Source organism: Acinetobacter sichuanensis, from assembly GCF_003024515.2.
GTDB lineage: Bacteria > Pseudomonadota > Gammaproteobacteria > Pseudomonadales > Moraxellaceae > Acinetobacter > Acinetobacter sichuanensis.
In genome coordinates, this window is the sequence record NZ_PYIX02000025.1 from 48,985 (window position 1) to 70,842 (window position 21,858).

Sequence of the window (21,858 nt, forward strand, 5' to 3'; positions counted from 1 at the left end):
ACCCCCTAGCGATTACGCGCGGTAGCGGAATAAAGGTTGACCGAATTGGATTACATCACCGTTTTTCACTAAAATTTCTTCAATCACACCACTTTGAGTTGCTTCAATTGGGTTCATGATTTTCATTGCTTCAATGATCCCTAAGGTTTCACCTGCAGAAATCGTTTGACCCACATTAACAAAAGGTGCTTCACCTGGATTTGGTGCAGCATAGAAAACGCCAACCATTGGAGAAGTTTCTACAGCACCACGAGCAGCAGCTTTGACAACTGGTGCATCAATAGTAGGTGCTGCTGCAACAGGCATAACACCACCAGCAACAACAGGATTACGACGCGTCAATGCAATCGATTGATCTCCTTCCTTAACCTCAATAGCTTGAAGGTCAGATTCGATCATCAAATCGATGAGCTTTTTGATTTTGCGAATATCCATGGATTCGTATTCCTAATGTTATGAATGAGTTGAAGATTGAATTTTTTCGATTGCAAAGTCCAAAGCAAAGGAATAGCCTTTTGCTCCAAGACCGCAAATCACGCCAACGGCTTTATCTGATAAATATGAATGATGTCTAAATGCTTCGCGAGCATGAACATTTGATAGGTGGACTTCAATAAAAGGAATTGCGACACCTAATAATGCATCACGTACTGCAACAGAAGTGTGAGTGAGTGCAGCAGGATTAATAATAATAAACTGCACACCTTCTTGCTGCGCTTGATGGATACGATCTACAACCGCACCTTCCCAATTACTTTGGAAAGTATCTAGTGTTATATTGAGCTTTTGTGCTTGAGCAATGAGCTGCTGATTAATATCTTCTAAAGTAAGGTGACCATAGACTTCTGGTTCGCGCTTTCCTAGCAAGTTTAAGTTTGGTCCGTGAATGACCAAAATGGTCGAACTCATTGAGCCTGCTCCAATTTAAAAGTTGCAAAAAATCTTTGCAAGATCGCTGCAAAGTTTGCGTATTATGGCATATTTTTCTACATCTATTTTATAAATTGTTTTAATTGGTGCAGAAGTCACATACCGACTATGCGCTATATATTGAGAATTTTGCTGCTAAATAACAATGTTAAAATATGACAAATTTTCTATTTTTTAAAGTTGATTTAGTTTAAACCGAATTGACCAAAACTGTTGATTTGATTTATGTAACTATAACCTATGGTGATAGTTTTTTTCAAAGTTTTATAGATCAGTTCTGAGTTGTGAAAATTTCATAAAGTTAAACTTTTGATTTATTTTTGAAAAATATAAAAAATTTAATTTATAGAGAGATGAGAAAGTATAAGTTTGAAAAATGTATTTTGTCATCATTTTTAGGTGTTACAGTTTTGTGTATTTATTGGTACTGATTTATTTTTATTTCTCTAAATATTTAATTTTTATTTATTTTGTTTAAATTCGATTTAAAGTTATCTAACGCATATGGCTCATCAAAGTTGAATGAATTGAAAAATAGTCATGATTTGTGAGGAGCATGAAATTTCAATAATTTTGTTGTTGATCTTATTGATTTGAAGAAAATAATAAAATCTAGAATAGGCTGTTTGAAATCAATGACAAAGTATATTGGTACTAGAGCAGGGTTTTTAAAAGTTCATGCTGAAATGCATTGCGTGTAAATTCAGCATGACATTGACCGAATTGCTCAATCTGTGTATGACAAATGAACAGTCAATCAGACCAAGAAAAATTATAGGATTGGCAAAACTTCCATATCATGCAGGATTACATTTCTTTCTATAATAAAAATGTTGAGCAAGATAAAAAGTAAGCCTGTTTTTTGTACTTTATTTGCTGAATAAAATGTCAATAAAATAAAATGATGTAAAGAAATAATAACATTTGGCTAGATTGGGTAACCAAAGTAATTATGTCATTTAAAAGTCATCAACATTTGAAGGGCTTATATTTTAAGCTTTACATTGTCTGAAAATGACACATCTATTGGCTTGTTCAAAGAGAAAAAAGTTTTAAAGTAGATTTTGTCGTTGTTCATACGGCATTCCCCAAATTGCAAAGGAAGATGATGAAAATGGCTAATCAACAAAACCAATCGAACCAACAAAATGATCAACAGCAACAACAATCTAATCAACCGAACCAACAAAATGATCAACAGCAACAACAATCTAATCAACCGAATCAACAAAATGGTCAACAGCAACAACAATCTAATCAGCCAAACCAACAAAATGATCAGCAACGTCAGCAAAATGATCAACAGAAACATAATCAACAGCAATAACTGTTCAATATAGTCGTTAAATGATGCAAAGCCCCGAATGTTCGGGGTTTTGCTATTTTTATTTCATCAAGTTGCATTGTGCATTTAGAATGAAATGCATAAAATTTGAAATCTAACTGAACGATGTAGAATATTTATGTTGCAAGATTTTATTGAAGAACAAAAATTGGTATGTGAAGAATTTGATTCTCGTTATATCAAAGTAAATGAAACAGATGTGATTGCGATTGCCAAACATACTTTAAACCAAGAACCTATTGTAGGTTTGCGTAAAGCACCTGATGAAAATCAAGTGGCATGGTTTATTTATGGTGGAGAATTAGCTGCTGAGCAAGATGATTTTGAACTGGTTACCGTAAAGGAGCTTGAAGAAATATTTCCAGATGCGATTCCATATTTAGCTTTAGAGCAGGGCTTTCGCTTTATGATCGACGCTGATGACTATGAGGATGTATGGAAAGCCGATGCATTTTAAATCTATAAATAGAATAAAATATTGGGGAATGATTTTTTTGTGCTGTGGATTGAGTCATTCAAATCTAAGTTTTGCACAAGATCATCAGAAACTGACACAAGCAGAATATGACGAGCGCATTGCTTATTATACTCAAGAGGTCAATGCTACAAAAAAAATATTAGATGAGTCTGATCAAGCCGATGCAGTGACACAAAAGAAAGCTTTTTGTAGCAGAATGAATGCATATCAACAGATTGCAGACATTTCAAAAAATAATGCACAGTTAAATACAGCGAGCATTATGTTGATGATCTCTAATCAGTTTTTAGAGCGTCAAAAACAGTCACTCACTGACTCAGGGATGACCGAAAAAGTATTTTGTGCTGCTGTAGTACATAAAATGTCAGGAAATGACATAAAAATGGCTGAAAATGATAAGTAGATCAAAGTTTTTTTAGGGATAATAACCGCATTAAAACAAAGCGATAAAGATTTTCCCTGGTCTTGTTGTGCCGTGTTTTAATCATCACTGTTCAAGTTGATGACTTTAAACCCGCCCTTAAAGGCGGGTTTTTTCATGCTACTCTAAAATAAGAAAGGAAGCCGAAACTTCCTTTACGTTATATTTTTATTCAGTAACTTCAACCGTTAAGCCATAAGTATAAATTTCACTTTGTGGTTTTTTACGATTGTCTTCATCTGCTTCTGGATAAGCTGTTGTAATGAGGTAAATGCCTGCTTTTTCAAACTTAATTTCAAACTCACCTTTAGCATTTGTTTTGACATGTGGTTGTTCACGTTGAGCATTTGTTTCATAGCTGCTTGCACCTTTAAAGATGTCAATTTCTTGATTTGCAACAGCTTTACCATTAAATAAAATTTGCCCTTTTAATGCTTCACCTGAAAATAGTTCATTTGGGTGTGTTAATAATTTAACTTCAAAACCTTTGTTTATGACTGTAGGAATTGGTGATGGTTTTCCTTTAGTGACATAACTCTCAGCAATAATATTATTTTTTACTTCTAAAATTTGTGCATTTTCAGGAACTTTATCCGCAGAAATAACGCGAGGAATTTGAACAGATTTTTGTTCTACTGGTGCTTTAGTTTCTGTAGCTGCTGGTTTTTGTTCATTGTTTGGCATTGGGGCACGTACAGGACGAACACGTAACCATCGTCCATCAACCAGTGCATATTTGCCAATATTTCCTTGAGCATCTTGGGTACGAATACGATAAGTACCGTCAGCATTTAAATCAAATTCACCAATATTAAAACGTTTAAGTGAAGCTGCTGCATTGATTTGCGTTTGTTGACCATCTGGTGCAGTTACGACATAGCTGGTTTTAAAGTTATTACTTGGAATAAAAAATTTCTCAACAGTGATTGCACTTTGAAAAGTAATATTTTGCGCAGCTTTGCTATCAAAGAGTTCTGGTAATAAAAATGGGCTAGCAGTGTGAGCAGATGCCATGATTGGTAAAGCAGAAAGAAGTGCAATTTTGAACAAATGTTTCATGGTTTAAGTTCCATAAATTAAATAGTTTGTAAATTTGCACTAATGTACTTGATAACAAATATCATTATCAATATTATTTGTGAAAATATTTTTTGGAGTTTCAGCATGTTGAACATTGCTGCAAAAAGAACCATGACTCAATCTTTGGCATTCAAACTTTCACCATTAGTGATGGCTTTAACGCTGATTTCTCCAATAACAGCACAAGCAAATTCTGATGTTCATTTAGAAAGTCAGTCAGACCAAGTAAATCAGCAACGCCACCAATTTCATCGTGATCATGTTTTAGGTACATCTTTAGATGTTATTGTGATGGGAAGTTCTAAACAAGATGCACAAAAAGCGTTTACAGCAATCGAAAATGAAGTTGCCCGTTTAGATAAAATTTTATCGACATGGCGTGATGATAGTGAGATTAGCCAATTAAATAAAAATAAAAGTATTCAAGCTTCATCTGAATTATTTGAAGTCATTGCAGCTTGTGAGCAAATTCGTCATCAAAGCTGTGGTGCTTTTGATGCTCGTTTAGGACAGCTTATTGCCTTATGGGAAAAAAGTCATGGTGTTGTGGAGCTAGATGCAGCAACCAGAAAACAAGTATTGGCGCAGTTAACTGAACACAGTGTAAAGCTTGATGAAAAAAGTCAGCATATTGAAATTGATGAAAATGTAAAATTTGCTCCTGATGCTTATGCAAAAGGTTATATTATTGACCGCGCTTTAGTGGCTGCACAGCAAGCTGTACCTTCAATACAAGGAATTTTAGTTGATATTGGTGGAGATTTAAGAGTTTGGGGTGAAGCACCACAAAAAGATGCTTGGAATATTGGTGTACAAACAGCTTTTAATCATTTTGATAATACTGCACCTGATCAGTTTCTAAAATTAAATGATCAAGCAGTGGCTTTTAGTGGAAAAGGTTATCGTAATTTAGCAGGACAGTCCCATTTATTAGACCCAAAAACAGGTCTTGCTTTGCAACATGTAGAACAATGTGTTGTGGTTGGAACATGTGCGGCAGACAGTGATGCATTGGCAACAGCTTTGGCAGCAATGTCTCCACAACAAGGCTTAGAACTCATTGAAGCATTGGTCGGTTATGAAGCCCAAGTGGTTGCAGCAAGTGGTCAAATATATCAAAGTAGTGGCTGGGCAAACTTAACTCAAAGTGCTAATAATCAACTTGATTTTGTCAATGTTGCGACAGGTGCAACTGCAAAATGGCCTGCGGGTTATCAAGCTGTGATTGATTTGGTGATTCCTAAACTTGAAGTGGAAAAATATAGAGCACCTTATGTTTCTGTCTGGGTAACAGATGAGAATAAAAAAATTGTGCGTACACTTGCTGTTTGGGGCAAAGATGACAAATGGATTAACTCAAATTATGTATGGTGGCGTCGTTATGGACGTCAAATGACCAATTTAGATGCCGTTGCTAAACCATCACGTCAACCAGGACAGTATAAATTAGCTTGGGATGGTAAAGATGATACTGGACGTGCTGTAGCTGCTGGACAATATCAGATCCATATTGAAACTTCACGTGAACATGGTGAGCATTCATATCAAACTTTTGATTTAGATGTAAAAGCAAAATCAAGTCAACAGACTTTAGCTGCACAAAAAGAAATTGGAGCACTCAAACTCAATTTTCAAAAAGTGAACTAAGCGATATAAGTTATTGATAAAGAGATATTCAACGTGTATCAAAAACGTGATTTTTACCGCCATGCACGCTATGTGCATGGGTGGTTATCAGCATTTGCCTTTTTAGTCTTAATTTTCTTTTCAATTACAGGCATTTTTTTGAATCATCCTGAATGGTTTGAGCCAGCCAAAAAAGAAAATACCAGTACGATTTCATTACCTGATGAGTTATTAGCTGAGATTAAAGCCAAAGAGAACCCAAGTGATTTAATTTTAAACTATATTCGCCAGCAACAAGCGGATGCTTTGATTGGACGTTATCAGAGCAGTGAAGTCTTAGACGGTGAAATTATGATTCATTTGGAAAGCCCCGCAGGTTCATCCGATGTTTGGGTGACTTTGGACACTGCCGAAATGGAAATCAGTAGTAAACCTGCTTCAACCATTTCATTGATCAATGATTTACATCGAGGAAAAAACTCGGGTACTGCGTGGCGTTGGCTCATCGATATTAGTGCTATTTTGATTACTATTTTATCGTTAGCAGGTTTTATTTTATTTTTGAGTATCAAAACACGTTTAATTACACATTTAGTCTTAATTGCTTCAAGTATTGTGTTGTTCATGTGGTTGATTTGGGCTGCAATTTAAGGTTGATAAAATGACACAAGCTGTAGAAGGCGTATTGCTGTGTTTGGCAATTTTGTTGGTTATTGTATTGTTTATAATCGTTTTATTGATTTGGAAAAACAAAAAACAAAAAAACTTTTCTCATCAATCTGATTATCTAATTGTTTATGCGAGTCAATCAGGACATGCTGAAAATTTAGCAAAACAAACACAACAGCAACTGCAACAAGCAGGTTATTCAACTTATTTATTGAATATTCAAGATATCACAGTTTCGGATTTGCAAAAAAGTTCACAATCTTTATGGATTGTCAGTACCTATGGTGAGGGTGATTTACCTGATACAGCACGTCAGTTTTATCGGAAGGTGATGCAATCGGCTGTAGATTTGTCGCAGCATCATTATGCAATTTTGGCTTTGGGAGATCGACACTATAAATATTTTTGTAGATTTGGCACGGTGTTGCAGGACTGGTTGCAACAGCAACAAGCACACGCTTTATTTGAAATGATTTGTGTTAATCAGTTGCAACAGTCAGATTTACAACAATGGCAAATACAGTTGCAAACTTTGTTAAAAACGCAGTTAGCTGATTTAAATATTGAACGTAAATGGTCAACATTAAAGTTGACTTCTCGTCAGTTGTTGAATCAGGGCAGTCAAGGTAATCCACTGTTTAAGTTGGAATTTTCATATACTGAAAATATGTCGTGGCAAGCTGGCGATCTGGTGGAAATTCAATGTCATAATGCTATAGATGTACAAGATTATCCTATCCGTGAGTATTCAATTGCGAGTTTAGTCGAGCAGAATAGACTTGAATTGGTGGTGCGACAGGAAGTTCATGAGCAAGGTTTAGGTTTAGGTTCAGGCTTATTGACACACAGTTTGCAAATAGGGGAGTCTATTTCTGCTTGTATACGGCAAAACTCTGCGTTTCATTTAAACTTAGACTTTCCAGCCGCAATTTTTATTGGAAATGGCTCTGGTATTGCTGGTTTATTAGCCCATATTCGACAACAAGCATTGTTAAATAGACAACATAACTGGTTGATTTATGGTGAGCGTCAAGCACAGTTTGATACGGTTTATGGTGAGCAGATTCAGGCGTGGCAGCAGCAAGGTGTCTTAACTGAAGTGGATCGGGTTTTTTCACGCGATGGGCAAGCACAAAAATATGTGCAAGACTGCCTTTATGCGAAGTCTGAATTACTCAAGCAATGGCTGAATGATGGAGCTGCAATTTATGTATGCGGTAGTATGCAAGGAATGGCACAGCAAGTTGACCAAGCGTTATTAGAGATTTTAGGCAAAGTTGAATACGAAAAGTTATATGAACAAAAACGTTATTTAAGAGATGTTTATTGAGCATTTAATTTTTTATTTAACATCAAGCAAAAACAAAAAACCGATGAATATTCATCGGTTTTTTTATTTATTGTGCGAGTTCGTGTTTGATGGAAAATCTTCAACGAAGAAATTTAAGGATTAAAATTTCTTTTCAACACTAAGCATGACAGATGGAATTGCTTGGTTATTACGTGCTTGATAGATCGCACCTGTATTTTGGTCAGTTAATTTTTCTTTATAATCTGTGCTTAATAGATTTCGTCCTGTGAGTGTGGTTGCCCAACCTTGTTGAAAACGTTTAGTAAGGCTGACATCAACATTAAAGCGTGCATTACTTGTGCGGTCATACGCTTGGTTTTCTAAAGCACGTGTAAACTCAGGAACATAGTTTAGGTTAATACTGCTTGCTAGTTGCCAAGGTTGGTAGTTGTATGAAATGCCTGTGCTTGCAGTATAAGGTGCGACATCACTCACAAGGCGTTCATGGTGTTGTTCATCTTCCACTTTGGCACGTACCGTTGAAAGTTGACCATTGAGCATAAATGAATGCCCTTGCACAGTTTGCTTCAGTGCATATCGTCCTGTAATTTCTACACCATAGGTTGTGGCATTATTTTGGTTGTAAGGACGCTCTACATAACGATCACCTTCCAGTTGAATCGATTTTTCGATGTAGTCATCAATATCACGTTGAAATGCAGTAATATTCACACCGCCAGCAGCCGTGTTATAGCCTAAAGTTGTTTCATAAGCCGTAACTTTTTCAGGTTTTAGATTAGGATTACCGCCACGATCAGGATTATTTAATGAGCCTGCATCAGCATCTGTCGAAAGTGTTACAGTTGGAGTCAGGCGGTTACTGTTTGGACTTCGAAATGCTTGGCTAATATTGGTTTGTAATGACCATTCTTTGGTAAAATCAAAGCGATGGGCTAGAACAGGGCTAAAATGTTGGTCAGTATATTCAACTAAACCTGAACGATCTAACCATTCTTGGCGCGCGCCTAAGGTTAAAGTTTGACGATCTGTAAATTTCCAACTGCCTTCTGCATAAAGTGCATAGCGTTTTTCATCTAAAGTATCTGTCATATTGCTTTCGAGTTCACTTGCGCGTGTGTCTAAACCAAACTTAATTTGTTTTTTAGCATCAAATTTACGTACACCATCGTAGGCAAAACCATATTCATTGATGGTTTCATCAATATAACTGTTATTTTGTAAAGCGCGTGTTGACTCAGTTTCATCTTGTTTTTCAACAGAAAAACGAACTTTATCTGAGTCTCCTTGGTCTTTACGCTCATAACGAGTATTGAAACGTATGCTTTCATTTCCATCATTTTGAATCTGGTCGCCACGTGTGCCATCACTTTCATTTTTACGATAGAAAATTTCGCCAACAACTTTTTGTTTGCTGTCAATCTCATATTCTACGCGTGGAGCAAACAAGGTTGAACGCTGTTCTATAACACGCTTTTGTTCACGTGTTTGATTTGCTGTTTGTGTTTGGGTGACACGTGTTGCATCTGTCCACATTTGATTGGCAGAAAAGCTATATAGCCATGATTGATCACGACCATCCATTTGTAATGAAAGGTTTTTTCTATCTTCATCATTTTGCCCAGCTTTTGCGAGTGAGTAACCCGCACGAACAGTTCCTCCAATAGGCGCATTTTTTAAAGGTTCTTTTAAAATGATATTAATAACTGCGCCTGAAGCGACAGAACCATAAGCCACACTAGGTTGTTTGGTAATTTCTATTTTTTCTATCATGTCGGGTGTAAGTGTATCGACAATCGACATACCACCACGTGGTCCACCTTGTACTGGTTCACCATTGACCAGAAAAATAGGTGCAGCACCACCGCGAAAACGCATACCTGATGCACCACCGCTGCCACGTGGACCTTGACCAGGTGCAGGCATTTGGAAACCTGCGGCGCGACGTAAAGTATCATTGACAGATTGATCCCCATACTTGAGCATTTCTTCACGTGTCACGGTCGTTTTTGCTATTGCGCTAATATCAGGATCTTTAGCTATTGCTTTGGCTTGAAAAGATAAAGTATCTAAAGTTTGAATGGGGTCTGTTGTTGAGGGCTGCTCAGGAGGAGTTGAATCTGCCCAACTTGGAGCACTGATGCATAATAGTGCAAAACTTAAGCTGCTGAGTTTCCATTTTTGTAATGTGCGATATTGTGTGTAAAGCATGAAAACACGTTCCATTTATGTAATTTTGCGTAGCTTAACTTAAAATTATGTAGAAACTTTGTGGGAAAAAGGTTTTTTGAAAATAAATCTATAATAAGCTTTGTGTTTGTTTTTATTGTATTTAATTTCATTGATTTAAAAATACCAGCAAATATGACATTTGCTGGATATCTTGTTATTGAGTGCATTTTAAAAGCTAAAAAATGTTTACCACATTAAGTCATCAGGAATAACATATGCTGCGTATGGATCTTCCTCATCTGTGGTTTGTTCATGATTTTCAGCATTATTCACAAGAATAAAACCTGTCATTTTGTCATTAATACGCTCAGCAAGTACTTTAGGTAAGAAAGCATAACTGGTATTTTCTTTTGCGATGACTAAACTACCTGCAACTAAGGCATTATAAATTTGTTGGTTAATATAGACTTTTTTAATTTTACTTTCATCAATAAATTGATAAGTCATATCACCGTCAGTATCTTTGATTTTATGCTGAGCAATCATTTGTATAATTGCTGCAACTAAAGCTTTTTCATCTAAAATACGTTGTTTTTCTTGGTTTAATGCTTGGTCTTTTGCAATTTTTTCTTGCTTATCTTGTTCAATTTTTGCTTTGATTTGGGCATCATCATTTTGCCCTGTACGATGCTCATGTTGTGCCTGTTTAGACAATTTTTTTGCCTTTTTGTTATCGACTAAGCCCGCTTTTAATAACTGAGCTGCTAAAGCATTTTTAACCATGTGAACAACCTACTATCACTTGACAAGATAATGAATACGAAAATAAATTAACCAATAAATGCAACTTAAGCTAAAACTTAGCAGTGCAGGAATTAGAAAAGTATCTAATTTTAAATAAGGATATGCAGCTGTGGCAATTACTCCTCCAAAGATAAAGCCAAATAAAATCAATAAATGTAAAATGACGCGCTTTTTTTCGACTTGCAGCCCACGGAATAAATAACCTAAGGCAAGCCCTAAATCTGTTAAGACACCAGACAAATGAGTGGTTCGAATAATCGCACCTTGATAATGACTGACCATCGCATTTTGAATCCCCATTGCTGCACATGCCCAAAGTAAGCCATAACGAGGATAATTGGCAATAAAACACCAACTCAATACAATGAACAAAGTCATCAAACTCAGAGGTAAGCCATAACGACGACCTACTTTAAAATGACTATTTCCTAGAATAAACCCACTATAACTAGAGCCAAGTACATAGCTTAAAATAATTAAAATGAGGAAAATAATACTGGAAATATCACCTTTAAAAAGGCTAATGGCAAGCATACTCGCATTTCCAGTCATATGTGAAACAGACTGATGTAACAGCGTAATTAAGCCTATAACATTGATCATACCTGCATTGAGTGCAAGTAAAAAAGCACCAAGTTGCACCCAAAGCGGAAGTTGTTGAAGTGGCATGTCACAAACTGAATCAAATAAAATTTAATTCAGTCAGTATAGAAGGTGATTATTTTTTAGCAAGGTCTACGGCAGCAGTAAATAGGACGTCAGTAGATGAGTTTAACGCAGTTTCAGTTGAATCTTGGAGTACGCTGATGACCATACCAATGGCAACAACTTGCATTGCAACTTCACTTGGAATACCAAACAAGCCACAAGCTACAGGAATTAACAATAAAGAACCACCCGCAACGCCAGAAGCACCACATGCAGTCACCACAGAAACGACTGATAAAATAATCATTGTGGTCATATCCACATGAATATTCAACGTATTTACAGCAGCTAAAGTTAAGACCGTAATCGTCACTGCAGCACCTGCCATATTAATGGTTGCACCCAATGGAATAGCAACGCCTGCGGTCGCCTCATCAACGCCTAAGCGTTTAGCTAAGTCTAAATTTACAGGAATATTCGCAGCAGAACTACGTGTAAAAAATGCAGTAATTCCACTTTCTTTTAGACATTTAAACACTAAAGGATATGGATTACGGCGCATCACCAAAGCGACTAAAATTGGATTAATGACCAAAGCAACAAAAGCCATCGTCGCAACCAATACAATAATTAAATGTGCATAGTTTTCTAGTGTTTCTAAACCTGCTTGTGCAAAAGTTGCAACCACTAAACCAAAAATACCAACTGGAGCGAAACTGATCACAATACGAATAATGGCATTGATGGCATCTGCAACGTCAGTAATCACACGTTTGGTTGTTTCTGAGCTATGGCGTAAAGCAGTACCTAAACCAACAGCCCAAGCCAAAATGCCAATAAAATTTGCTTCATGTAACGCTGTGACTGGATTACTAATAAAACTTAAAAGTAAATTTTTTAAAACTTCCGTAACACTACCCGGAGGTTGTAAAGCGATATCAGTTGCACTGGTAAACATTAAAGTACTTGGAAAGGCGAGGCTAGCAAAAATTGCACTTAATGCTGCGAAGACCATACCTACTACATACATCATTAAAATAGGTCTAAGTTGATGATTGCTTTGACCAACTTTAAAGTTAGCAATAGATGCCATCACCAAAACAAACACTAAAATCGGCGCAACAGATTTTAATGCTTTAATAAAAACATCCCCAAAAATACTGACATAAGCCGCAGTATTTGGGAAAAGATATGCAACAATAAAACCAAGTATTATGGCAATAAGAATACGTGTGACTAAACTTAAACGTGCTAGGGCAGCGAACATATTGAAACCTGAGTTGCCTTAAACTGGGCTAAAATTGATAAACAAGCGGACTATTTTATACCTAAAAGCTCTAACAAAATGAAACATTTTCACATAAAAAATAAGATATTAAAAAATATACGAATTTTTCTAAAATCAAGAATTCCATTTGTGTTAAATTTATCCTGATAATACAATATCATACAGAACAAAAGGTTTGAGCATCAAGTTCATGCATCGCCTGATAGTGTGTTAAGTAAATATTTCCACTTAATTCCTCTAAAAGTTTAGAGCTTTTAAGACGATCCATGACAGGACCTTTGATTTCTGAAAAGTGTAATTGAATTTTCAATTTAGACAGTTCAGCATTAATGTCTTCTAAAGCCTCTAAAGCACTGAGGTCAATATTACTTACACTTGAGCAGTTCATGACAACATGATGTAAATGTTCATTTTTACTGACCTCAGCAATCACAAATTCTTTTAAAGTATTGGCATTTAAGAAGCTTAAATTTTCATCAATTCGAATAGAAATGATATTGGCACTGGTTAATACATCATGCCGAGAAATATTTCTAAAATGCTGTGTGCCTTCAACTAAACCAATGACAGCAATATGAGGACGGCTAATACGCCAAAGCAATAACATAAAGGTTGAAATAATACCAATGATTAAACCTGTTGAGATATCAATGCAAAGTACACCGAAGAAGGTCACCCACATCGCAATACCATCTGCTTTAGAATAACGCCAAGCTTCAAGGAAAGGTTTGAAATCTACCAGTTTCCAAATAGATACGATAATGGTTGCCGCTAATACCGCTAAAGGTAATTCTTTAAAAATACCTGTTAGGTACAAACTGACAATCACAATAAAAATAGATGACAACACCCCAGCCATTGGTGTTTTTGCACCTGCATCGGCATTGACGACGGTACGTGATAAGCTACCCGTAACAGGAAAAGATGCGCTAAAACCAGCACTTAAGTTGGCTAAACCCAATGCAACAAGTTCTTGATTACTATTTAATTCACTTCTTTTTTGAAATGCAGTTGCCTGTGCAATAGAAATAGATTCTACAAAACTGACCATCGTGATCATGGCTGCACCGGGAAGGAGTTGTATCACTAAATCCCAAGACCAAAATGGCATGGCAAGGGGTGGAAAACCTGATGGAATTTCGCCTACAGTTTTAATACCGAATTGTTCGATATGTAAAAAATGAACAAAAGCAATGGAGAAAAACACTAAAAGTAAAGGAATCGCTTTATTTAAAAAATTGAGTGTATTTTTATTTAGTTTTGAAAAAAGTGCAGTAAGTATTTTAGGTGCATAAATTAACAATAAAATAGAAAGTCCACCAAATGCTAAACTAGGTAGATGAATTAAGCGAATATACTCAATCGTAGAGCTAATAAATTCAAGGATATTGCCAGATTTTAATGGAAGATTCACTAAAAATTTAAATTGGCTTAAGGCAATTAAGACTGCTGATGCAATAATAAAGCTTTTAATCACAGGATGACTGATTAAACGAATCAAAAAACCAAAACGGAAAATACCAAACAGTGTTGAAAGTATACCGACCAAAACTGCTAATAAACAGGCAGCTTGAATATAAACAGGTGATCCCACCTCATATAAGGGCTGTAAAGTTGCAAATGTCATCATCGAAATGAGCGCAACAGGACCAATGGATAAGGTCGGACTTCCACCCACTAAAGCATAAATAATCATGGGAAGAATGCTGGCATACAATCCCATAATTGGAGGTAACCCCGCGACCATAGCATATGCCATACCTTGAGGTACAAGCATGGCAATAACAATCAGAGCAGCAAGTAAATCTGCTCTAAAAGCTGTAGGGGTATAGTGCTGAAGCCATTGCCATGCAGGGAGAATGTTACTCAATTTAGACTGAGACTTGGTAGGCATAAAACGCTCTATATCACATTTATGTATATATTATGCAGAAAAAATGCTAAGAATTACAGTCTAAATTTTATTGAATAGGGCTAGACGTTTTTCAAAACGTATTGAACATATCATGACCACGATCAAAATAATGTGTATTTAAATAAAAGCCGAGTTGAGTATTATTGTCCATCAAAGCCTAAAGATGCGGGCAATACAAATCATACAAAGTATTTAGGACAAGGCTAAGCTTTGGATCTTTAATAGAATAATAAATTTGTTTACCATCACGGCGTGTGGTGACAACATCGCTTTTACGTAACATCATTAATTGTTGTGAGAGCGTAGGTTGTGTAATTTTGGTTTGTTCTTCAATTTGTGAAACATTGAGTTCTTGTTGCACCAAATGACACAAAATCAGTAAACGATCAGTATTGGCTAACGATTTGAGTAATGAAACCACATCTGTGGCTGATGCGCGCATGGCATCAATTTGAAAACTCTGATTCATAAAGATCAGAAACTCCTAATATTACTGAGTTTGAATATTCTATGCACATATTCATGTTTAAAACGTGAATAGTGTGTTTGTAATCCACTGATGACGCATCCTAACATGAATATTTTAATATTTAATTCTTCTTAATCCTAAGTTTTTTTTATAAGGCTTATTATTTTTATCTAATTCAAATATTTAGATATAAATATAAGAAAATAAGCTAAAATTTTTGCTATATTATTGTGCAATAAATAAAGCGTTTAAGACCTTAAGTTGATATTTAAAATAAAAAATTATTGTCATATTGATAAGTTCTGCATTGAAATATAGATATGAGACAGATCATTTTAAGTTTAAAATCATGACCGTGGATTTGACAAAGTTTTGTCTTATTAAATGCTTCTATTTAAAAATAAGTTAATGATAGAAATTAGAAAAATATGTTGATTAAGTCAAGAATTTTATGTTTTACATTATTTGTAAGCGTGATTTCATTTGATGTCATGCTCATCATACATCCTGAGCCGTTGATTGATAAAATTTATTTGCAAGCGATTCGAGGGCAGGCACAAGCACAATTTGAGTTGGCTGATCAAATTGAAACGGCTGATCGAAATGATATCAATCTCAATGATCAACAATCGTCATTTAAAAAAATGTTAAATTGGGTCATACAACCATTTATATATGCTGAACCCAAAGCAGAAGATGGTTTTGATCAATTTTTCCAACCTATTCAGATCAGTCAAGCAGAAGCTTTACAGTGGTATAAAAAGGCAGCCAATCAAGACCATACTCAGGCACAAATTCGTTTAGCAACCTATTATTATAACAATGGACAAGGTCCTGATTTTCAAAGTGCTTATCATTGGATTTGGCGTTTAGCTCAAAAAAATGATGCCTTTGCACAGGCACAATTAGGTTGGATGTATGTACAAGGTGCAGGTGTTGAAAAGGATTATCAAATAGCACATTACTGGTTTTTAAAGTCAGCTTTACAGGGAAATCATCAGGCAGCACCATTTTTAGCATGGATGTATTTCCACGCCCAAGGTGTCCGAGGAAGTAATACAGAAGCTTTTAAATGGTATAAAAAATCGGCTGAAGCAGGTGATCCTGAGGCACAAATGTTTATGGTGGTGATGTATAAATTTGGTATTGGTACGGCGGTCGATTTAACACAATCAGCTTATTGGAAGCAAAAAATCATAAATACACAAGATATTGATTTTGAATATTCTTATACCAGAAATGATTATGAGAATAGAATAAAATATTGGGCAAAGAAAAATGATAAACAGCCTAATCAAAATCGAGATCATACATTTTATGAAAAATATAATTTAGCTTTAGACTATAAAACGGCAGGTCAGGGCAATGAAAAACGTGCATTTGAAATTTTTAATGAATTATTAAAAAAGAATGAGAGTGCAGATGTTTTATATCAACTCGCTGAAATGTATGAAAAAGGTTTAGGGACAGCGCAAGATATGAAGAAAGCCATTGAGTTTTATGAAATAGCAGCGACACAAAACGATATTATGGCATTGTTACGTTTAGGTGATCTTTATTTTCAGGGCAATGAATTTGTAGCTCAAAATTATAGCAAGGCTTTATATTGGTATAAAAAAATCGAAGCTTTGGGACAGCCTCATGCTTCTATGAAATTAGGTGAAATGTATATGAATGGCTTGGGCGTTGCACAAGATCCTGAACAGGCTTTTCAATATTATCTTTACTACGCGGACAAGGGTGACCAAAAAGCACTTAAAATCATTGCACATTGTTATGAATATGGTATTGGTACACCTCAAAATTTAAAAAAAGCACAAGAAATCAAAGCTAAGCTTAGAATTTAAGCAATTATGAATATTATTCAGTTTTAAATTTCCTCTCGTTTGACTGTGACATAAGGCAATCTTTTTAGTTTTATGCTCTAATATAAACGCATTCATTTCTGTTAAAATTATTGTGCTTCTTCAACCTTTTTGTACTGTTATTCCAACACTTTCCCATGATTATGCTGAATGGCATCGGGGACGAGAGGATTATGCACTTTGGTATATAGAAATCACTGAACCAAAACTACAGCATTATTTACAAAAATTACGTGAACATTTTTCTCCCTTTTTATTTCAACCAAATATCCGTCAATTTCATATTACGCTTTTTATTTGTGGATTTTTAACAGAATATCAACCTGTTTTAAATGATGATTTTTCACAACAACAATTGAGCCAACAGATAAAAAATTTAACTAAGCAAAAACTCGGTGCATTTAAAATAAAAACAGGCAAAATTCAAAGTTTTGAAAGTGCCTTATTTGTTGAGATTTTAGATGAAAATAATAGCCTAAGTATTTTTAGACATCTTTTTGCACAAAATCATCATGAAATTGCCGCATTACACTATGTTCCGCATATTACGCTTGGTCTATATCATTCGGCATTTACTGCCGAAAAAATATTTGAGCATGTTAAAACAATTGAACAGCAACAATTTGAACTTGATGTTACACATTTAAGCTTTGGTTATTACAAAGCAAAAATTATTCAAGGCAAATTATATGCAGAACAACATATTCATTTAGGTAAATTATGATTCGACTCATTTTAGGTGGTGCGCGTTCAGGAAAAAGTCGTTTGGCTGAAAAAATTGCACAAGATAGCCAATTTACTGTGAGTTATGTGGCGACAGCCCAAGCTTGGGATGCTGAGATGCAATCACGCATTTTACATCATCAACATCAGCGACCTGCTGATTGGGCTGTTTATGAAGAGCCACTACATCTGGCTGATCTATTAGAAAAAATAGATCAACCTGAGCATGTGATTTTAGTGGATTGTTTAACCTTATGGATGAGCAATTTATTAATGGCGAATGATCAAAGTACGTCATCTGTAGCATCAAATTTACAGGCAATTGAATGTGAAAAGTTGTTTAAGGTTTTACCTCATTTACAAGCCAATATTATTTTAGTGAGTAATGAAACAGGTTTGGGTGTGGTACCCATGGGTGAAATTACTCGAAAATTTGTAGATGAATCAGGTCGTTTACATCAACAACTTGGACAACTGGCAGACACTGTTATTTTTTGTGTGGCAGGTTTTCCAATGTATTTAAAAGGAGAAAAGGAATGAATTGGTGGTTAGATGCATGTCAAAAACCAAGTGAAGCTGCAAAAACACAGGCAGAACAACGTCAACTGCAACTGACTAAGCCAACAGGTTCACTTTCTGAGTTAGAGCATGTTGCGATTCAGCTCGCAAGTTTACAAGGTCAGCAACAGCCACAAGTTAACTTTCCTTGGATCACCATTTTTGCGGGCGATCATGGTGTCATGGAAGAAAATATTTCAGCTTATCCGCAGGCAGTGACACGACAAATGTTGCAAAACTTTGCCACAGGCGGTGCTTGTATCAGTGTTATTGCGAAAGAATATAATGCAAAATTACAAGTCATTGACTGTGGTTCAGTCGGTGATAGTTATGATTATGTAGGTGTTGAGCGTCATTGTATTGCCCAAGGAACAGCAAATTTTGCTAAAACGGTTGCAATGACAGAAGCACAATGTCAAGCAGCCATGCAACTGGGTAAAGAAAGTGTAGAACAAGCTTTATCACAACATGCATCAATTTATGTCGCAGGTGAAATGGGAATAGGTAACACCTGTTCAGCTTCGGCTGTGGCATGTTTTCTTTTAAATGAAACGGCAGAAAAGTTAACAGGCGTAGGTACAGGCATTCGTGCTGAGCAACTTGAACATAAGAAAAATATCATTAATCAGGCTTTGGCTTTACATCAACATGATGTTCATGGCGATGCTTTTAAAGCGCTGTGTGCAGTGGGTGGTTTAGAAATTGCAGCGATGACAGGTGCTTATATTCGCTGTGCGCAAGTGGGCTTGCCGATGGTGGTTGATGGTTTTATTAGTACTGTATCTGCATTGCTTGCAGTTCGCTTAAATCCAAATGTTCGTGAATGGATGTTCTTCGGTCATCAGTCTGCTGAATATGGGCATCAACGTTTACTCGCAGAGTTAAATGCACAGCCTTTATTAAAATTAAATTTACGTTTAGGTGAAGGTAGTGGTGCAGGTGCATCTTTAGGCATCATTAAACTTGCATGTAGTTTGCATAACCATATGGCGACATTTGCTGAAGCGGCTGTTATTGGTGAAAAAGTTTAATTTTTTAATGTGATTTTGATGTAATCAGATTGAAGAAAAGTAGAGAAATTGGATGAAATTGCGGATTGATGTATTAAGGCATGGTGAAAGCACATTGAGTCATACTTTAAGAGGCTCAACAGATGATGTTTTGACAGCACTGGGTCAAATGCAAATGCAAAATACAGTGGATGCCTTTTTAACTCAATCCGCAGCGCCAATAGCTTGGCAGAGTATTTTTAGTTCACCATTGCAACGTTGTCGCTTATTTTCTCAACAATTGAGTACGCAATATGATAAGCCTTTAATCTTAGAAAAAGATTTACAAGAAATGCATTTTGGCGATTGGGAAGCCAAACCGACCCAATGGATTTATGAAAATTTCCCTGAGCAACTGAGTCAGTTTTGGCAAACTCCAACAGCGTTTACGCCACCCAATGCCGAAAGTATTTGGCAATTTCAAAGTCGAGTTTTAAACGCGATGGATTCTATTCAAATGCAGATGTTAGAAAAGCATTGGCATCAGGTTTTATTGGTGACACATGGTGGAGTGATTAAACTTTTAAAATGCCTCGCAACACAACAAAGTCTAGACAATATTTTAACGATGTCAGCAGAACTAGGCACTTTACATTCTTTTGAGTTAGACACGACGAAGCAAAAAATCAGTTTATGGTCTACTTGTTCTGAAAATAAGAGCATTTAAAATGACAGCATTTTTGATTGCATTACAGTTTTTAACGACTTTCCCGATTCAGCTCAAAACAATGCCAAGTCAGCAACAAAATGGACAATCTTTGTTGTTTTATCCTGTAATAGGTTTACTCATTGGCGGATTATTATGTGCTGTAGCAATGTTATTACACACTTTACCCCTTATTTTATTGGCATCAATAATCTTATGTCTGTGGATTTGGCTGACAGGGGGGTTACATTTAGATGGTTTGGCTGATACCGCCGATGCTTGGGTGGGAGGTTTTGGTGACCAAGCGCGAACTTTAGCCATTATGAAAGATCCAAGCTGTGGACCGATTGGGGTATTAAGCTTAGTCATTATTTGTTTATTAAAATGGTCAGCTATTTATGTATTATTACAAGAAAAACAATTTATAGCTTTAATCATGTTTCCTATTTTAGGTCGTATTGCACCATTAATTTTATTTTTGACTACATCTTATGTACGAAAAAATGGTTTAGGCTCGGCATTAACAGCATTTATTCCGAAAAAAAGTGCAATTTTAATTATTATATTTTTTCTATTATGTACTTTATATTTTAAATTGGTCGGTATTTTGACTGTTCTTAGTTTTTTAACGACATTATTTTATTTGCGTCAAAAATTTATCCAACGTATTTCAGGAATTACAGGAGATACTGTGGGAGCGAGTATTGAAATCTTAGAAACTGTGACTTTGTTCACTTTTGTAGTTTTGAGTTTTTATCTTTAAATTATTGGCTTAAAATTGATAAAATTTAATGCTAAAAACCAGATTAAATTTTATCTAAGAAAATAAAAAAGAGGTCAATATGCCAATTCAAAATAGTAAAATTTTACAATATAAATTTTTAAATGAGATGTACGGAGATGCTTATTATCCTGCTCATTTAGTTGATGAAATTAAAAATATTTTAGTTGATGTCTGTCAGGAAATTGAAACCCATCAGCCTAAAAACTTAGCTGAATTATATATTTTAACACATGCTGCAACTGAGAAAATTAATGATTTACAAACAGCATTTGATGAAGCCGAGAGTGAAATTGAAACTGTAGCACGAGAAGCTATAGGGGAAGATTTTTATTTTATTGCAAAAGCTTATGAGTATTATGATGCAGATAGAGAAGAATTAATTTCTCCACGTGATTGGTAGTTAAAAATAAAATAATATTACTGCTATTTATATTGTTCAGCTTTATTTTAGAGTGGGTGTTTGTAGAATATCCATTCTACCTATAATTATTTATAAAAATTTAAAATAAAAAAATAAGTATTTGTTTTTGATTTAATTTAAAAATTATTTCATTTTTTTATTAAGTAGGTTTAGTTTTTTTACTAGAATAATTTAGTTTTATTAATGATCAGTATATTAAAATACCTAATTTTAGGGATATATAAGAAGTCTAAAAAATCGTCTAATAATAAATAACTTAAGGCATATTTAAAAGGGCGACATCATGAGGAAGTTTTGTACTCAATGTTTATATGTTGTGCTTTTTATTTCTTGATAGATAGATGCAGCGAAGAAAATGTCTTCAGTGAGTGTTGTGACGTCTATTCTTCAGCCCATAAATTGTTTTAAGTAAAGAGCGCTTATTGCAACAGAAATTTTTTCATCTTCGTCGTTACAAGAAGGGCGGAATAGAACTTTTGTAAAAGCGTCAGGTTGAATGAAGTTAAAGATGTTAATTCAAATGAATGTTATAGGAAATGTTTATCAATTAGATGCGGTCAAACAATTCAAGTGCATGACCTCGCTAATGTAGAACAAGAAACAATTCATGTGAAATTAGCAGAACCTGTCCAAAGTACTACGCCTAAAGGGGTTTATT

General features: G+C 35.3%; 22 protein-coding genes. 13 read left to right on the forward strand and 9 right to left on the reverse strand.

From position 1 onward, the window contains the following. Nucleotides 1–12: 12 nt before the first annotated feature. Both accB and aroQ read right to left on the reverse strand, forming a co-directional pair. The gene (accB, locus tag C9E89_RS14310) at nt 13–435 is read right to left on the reverse strand and encodes an acetyl-CoA carboxylase biotin carboxyl carrier protein (protein WP_107008988.1); all 423 of its coding nucleotides are present in this window, start codon (nt 433–435) and stop codon (nt 13–15) included. A gap of 18 nt (nt 436–453) precedes the next feature. Next, nucleotides 454–909: a type II 3-dehydroquinate dehydratase gene (aroQ, locus tag C9E89_RS14315; RefSeq protein ID WP_107008987.1), complete on the reverse strand. Its 456-nt coding sequence runs from the start codon at nt 907–909 to the stop codon at nt 454–456. A gap of 1,135 nt (nt 910–2,044) precedes the next feature. On the opposite strand from aroQ, the gene C9E89_RS14320 reads away from it, so the two are divergent. The 3 genes from C9E89_RS14320 to C9E89_RS14330 all read left to right on the forward strand — a co-directional run bounded on the left by C9E89_RS14320 (nt 2,045) and on the right by C9E89_RS14330 (nt 3,156). Beyond that, complete coding sequence (locus tag C9E89_RS14320; protein ID WP_107009038.1) at nt 2,045–2,257, forward strand: hypothetical protein; 213 nt, start codon at nt 2,045–2,047, stop codon at nt 2,255–2,257. 136 nt (nt 2,258–2,393) lie between these two features. Next, nucleotides 2,394–2,732, forward strand: a complete 339-nt coding sequence (locus C9E89_RS14325; RefSeq protein ID WP_107008986.1) for an immunity protein Imm33 domain-containing protein — start codon at nt 2,394–2,396, stop codon at nt 2,730–2,732. A gap of 49 nt (nt 2,733–2,781) precedes the next feature. Then, complete coding sequence (locus C9E89_RS14330) at nt 2,782–3,156, forward strand: hypothetical protein (RefSeq protein ID WP_322887903.1); 375 nt, start codon at nt 2,782–2,784, stop codon at nt 3,154–3,156. A 186-nt stretch (nt 3,157–3,342) separates the two neighbouring features. On the opposite strand, the gene C9E89_RS14335 is transcribed toward C9E89_RS14330, so the two are convergent. After that, complete coding sequence (locus tag C9E89_RS14335; protein ID WP_107008985.1) at nt 3,343–4,233, reverse strand: DUF4198 domain-containing protein; 891 nt, start codon at nt 4,231–4,233, stop codon at nt 3,343–3,345. 105 nt (nt 4,234–4,338) lie between these two features. Between C9E89_RS14335 and C9E89_RS14340 the strand changes: the two genes are divergently transcribed. From C9E89_RS14340 to C9E89_RS14350, 3 genes are read left to right on the forward strand one after another with little or no spacing between them, the layout of a single operon-like run. Beyond that, on the forward strand, nt 4,339–5,901 hold the full coding sequence (locus C9E89_RS14340; RefSeq protein WP_107008984.1) for a DUF2271 domain-containing protein: 1,563 nt from the start codon (nt 4,339–4,341) through the stop codon (nt 5,899–5,901). Between the two features lie 33 nt (nt 5,902–5,934). Beyond that, entirely contained in the window at nt 5,935–6,531 is a 597-nt protein-coding gene (locus C9E89_RS14345) for a PepSY-associated TM helix domain-containing protein (RefSeq protein ID WP_107008983.1), read from the forward strand. 10 nt (nt 6,532–6,541) lie between these two features. Beyond that, a complete protein-coding gene (locus tag C9E89_RS14350) occupies nt 6,542–7,879 on the forward strand; it encodes a sulfite reductase subunit alpha (RefSeq protein WP_107008982.1) in 1,338 nt (445 codons plus the stop codon). A 120-nt stretch (nt 7,880–7,999) separates the two neighbouring features. Here the strand turns inward: C9E89_RS14350 and C9E89_RS14355 are convergent, their stop codons facing one another. The 6 genes from C9E89_RS14355 to C9E89_RS14380 all read right to left on the reverse strand — a co-directional run bounded on the left by C9E89_RS14355 (nt 8,000) and on the right by C9E89_RS14380 (nt 15,154). Next, nucleotides 8,000–10,069, reverse strand: a complete 2,070-nt coding sequence (locus tag C9E89_RS14355) for a TonB-dependent receptor plug domain-containing protein (RefSeq protein WP_107008981.1) — start codon at nt 10,067–10,069, stop codon at nt 8,000–8,002. Nucleotides 10,070–10,276: 207 nt separating this feature from the next. Beyond that, complete coding sequence (locus tag C9E89_RS14360) at nt 10,277–10,813, reverse strand: DUF2058 domain-containing protein (protein WP_107008980.1); 537 nt, start codon at nt 10,811–10,813, stop codon at nt 10,277–10,279. Nucleotides 10,814–10,828: 15 nt separating this feature from the next. After that, nucleotides 10,829–11,503, reverse strand: a complete 675-nt coding sequence (locus tag C9E89_RS14365; RefSeq protein WP_107008979.1) for a YoaK family protein — start codon at nt 11,501–11,503, stop codon at nt 10,829–10,831. Between the two features lie 49 nt (nt 11,504–11,552). Continuing rightward, the gene (gene sstT, locus C9E89_RS14370; protein WP_107008978.1) at nt 11,553–12,749 is read right to left on the reverse strand and encodes a serine/threonine transporter SstT; all 1,197 of its coding nucleotides are present in this window, start codon (nt 12,747–12,749) and stop codon (nt 11,553–11,555) included. A 178-nt stretch (nt 12,750–12,927) separates the two neighbouring features. After that, nucleotides 12,928–14,664 (reverse strand): SulP family inorganic anion transporter, encoded by a 1,737-nt coding sequence (locus C9E89_RS14375; RefSeq protein WP_107008977.1) that lies wholly within the window; start codon nt 14,662–14,664, stop codon nt 12,928–12,930. Nucleotides 14,665–14,842: 178 nt separating this feature from the next. Continuing rightward, complete coding sequence (locus C9E89_RS14380) at nt 14,843–15,154, reverse strand: ArsR/SmtB family transcription factor (RefSeq protein WP_107008976.1); 312 nt, start codon at nt 15,152–15,154, stop codon at nt 14,843–14,845. Nucleotides 15,155–15,582: 428 nt separating this feature from the next. Here C9E89_RS14380 and C9E89_RS14385 point away from each other — a divergent pair, with 428 nt between their 5' ends. The 7 genes from C9E89_RS14385 to C9E89_RS14415 all read left to right on the forward strand — a co-directional run bounded on the left by C9E89_RS14385 (nt 15,583) and on the right by C9E89_RS14415 (nt 21,179). Continuing rightward, nucleotides 15,583–17,001 (forward strand): tetratricopeptide repeat protein, encoded by a 1,419-nt coding sequence (locus C9E89_RS14385; RefSeq protein WP_107008975.1) that lies wholly within the window; start codon nt 15,583–15,585, stop codon nt 16,999–17,001. 112 nt (nt 17,002–17,113) lie between these two features. After that, nucleotides 17,114–17,743 carry a 2'-5' RNA ligase family protein gene (locus C9E89_RS14390; RefSeq protein WP_107008974.1) on the forward strand — a complete coding sequence of 210 codons (630 nt, stop codon included), beginning with the start codon at nt 17,114–17,116 and terminating at the stop codon, nt 17,741–17,743. Next, nucleotides 17,740–18,282 carry a bifunctional adenosylcobinamide kinase/adenosylcobinamide-phosphate guanylyltransferase gene (gene cobU / locus C9E89_RS14395; RefSeq protein ID WP_107008973.1) on the forward strand — a complete coding sequence of 181 codons (543 nt, stop codon included), beginning with the start codon at nt 17,740–17,742 and terminating at the stop codon, nt 18,280–18,282. Before C9E89_RS14390 ends, cobU begins: the two co-directional genes overlap by 4 nt. Then, nucleotides 18,279–19,331, forward strand: a complete 1,053-nt coding sequence (cobT, locus tag C9E89_RS14400; RefSeq protein ID WP_107008972.1) for a nicotinate-nucleotide--dimethylbenzimidazole phosphoribosyltransferase — start codon at nt 18,279–18,281, stop codon at nt 19,329–19,331. The genes cobU and cobT overlap by 4 nt, the downstream gene beginning before the upstream one ends. 52 nt (nt 19,332–19,383) lie before the next feature. Continuing rightward, complete coding sequence (locus C9E89_RS14405; RefSeq protein ID WP_107008971.1) at nt 19,384–20,016, forward strand: histidine phosphatase family protein; 633 nt, start codon at nt 19,384–19,386, stop codon at nt 20,014–20,016. 1 nt (nt 20,017) lies between these two features. Beyond that, nucleotides 20,018–20,758, forward strand: a complete 741-nt coding sequence (locus tag C9E89_RS14410) for an adenosylcobinamide-GDP ribazoletransferase (RefSeq protein WP_107008970.1) — start codon at nt 20,018–20,020, stop codon at nt 20,756–20,758. 79 nt (nt 20,759–20,837) lie between these two features. Continuing rightward, the gene (locus tag C9E89_RS14415) at nt 20,838–21,179 is read left to right on the forward strand and encodes a DUF5713 family protein (RefSeq protein ID WP_107008969.1); all 342 of its coding nucleotides are present in this window, start codon (nt 20,838–20,840) and stop codon (nt 21,177–21,179) included. Nucleotides 21,180–21,858: the final 679 nt, after the last annotated feature.

Excerpts from the sequence above, each read along its gene's own strand:
- accB (WP_107008988.1), bottom strand. The coding sequence starts at position 435 with ATGGATATTCGCAAAATCAAAAAGCTCATCGATTTGATGATCGAATCT.
- aroQ (WP_107008987.1), bottom strand. The coding sequence starts at position 909 with ATGAGTTCGACCATTTTGGTCATTCACGGACCAAACTTAAACTTGCTA.
- C9E89_RS14320 (WP_107009038.1), top strand. The coding sequence starts at position 2,045 with ATGGCTAATCAACAAAACCAATCGAACCAACAAAATGATCAACAGCAA.
- C9E89_RS14325 (WP_107008986.1), top strand. The coding sequence starts at position 2,394 with ATGTTGCAAGATTTTATTGAAGAACAAAAATTGGTATGTGAAGAATTT.
- C9E89_RS14335 (WP_107008985.1), bottom strand. The coding sequence starts at position 4,233 with ATGAAACATTTGTTCAAAATTGCACTTCTTTCTGCTTTACCAATCATG.
- C9E89_RS14340 (WP_107008984.1), top strand. The coding sequence starts at position 4,339 with ATGTTGAACATTGCTGCAAAAAGAACCATGACTCAATCTTTGGCATTC.
- C9E89_RS14350 (WP_107008982.1), top strand. The coding sequence starts at position 6,542 with ATGACACAAGCTGTAGAAGGCGTATTGCTGTGTTTGGCAATTTTGTTG.
- C9E89_RS14355 (WP_107008981.1), bottom strand. The coding sequence starts at position 10,069 with ATGCTTTACACACAATATCGCACATTACAAAAATGGAAACTCAGCAGC.
- C9E89_RS14360 (WP_107008980.1), bottom strand. The coding sequence starts at position 10,813 with ATGGTTAAAAATGCTTTAGCAGCTCAGTTATTAAAAGCGGGCTTAGTC.
- C9E89_RS14365 (WP_107008979.1), bottom strand. The coding sequence starts at position 11,503 with ATGCCACTTCAACAACTTCCGCTTTGGGTGCAACTTGGTGCTTTTTTA.
- sstT (WP_107008978.1), bottom strand. The coding sequence starts at position 12,749 with ATGTTCGCTGCCCTAGCACGTTTAAGTTTAGTCACACGTATTCTTATT.
- C9E89_RS14375 (WP_107008977.1), bottom strand. The coding sequence starts at position 14,664 with ATGCCTACCAAGTCTCAGTCTAAATTGAGTAACATTCTCCCTGCATGG.
- C9E89_RS14380 (WP_107008976.1), bottom strand. The coding sequence starts at position 15,154 with ATGAATCAGAGTTTTCAAATTGATGCCATGCGCGCATCAGCCACAGAT.
- C9E89_RS14385 (WP_107008975.1), top strand. The coding sequence starts at position 15,583 with ATGTTGATTAAGTCAAGAATTTTATGTTTTACATTATTTGTAAGCGTG.
- cobU (WP_107008973.1), top strand. The coding sequence starts at position 17,740 with ATGATTCGACTCATTTTAGGTGGTGCGCGTTCAGGAAAAAGTCGTTTG.
- cobT (WP_107008972.1), top strand. The coding sequence starts at position 18,279 with ATGAATTGGTGGTTAGATGCATGTCAAAAACCAAGTGAAGCTGCAAAA.
- C9E89_RS14405 (WP_107008971.1), top strand. The coding sequence starts at position 19,384 with ATGAAATTGCGGATTGATGTATTAAGGCATGGTGAAAGCACATTGAGT.
- C9E89_RS14410 (WP_107008970.1), top strand. The coding sequence starts at position 20,018 with ATGACAGCATTTTTGATTGCATTACAGTTTTTAACGACTTTCCCGATT.
- C9E89_RS14415 (WP_107008969.1), top strand. The coding sequence starts at position 20,838 with ATGCCAATTCAAAATAGTAAAATTTTACAATATAAATTTTTAAATGAG.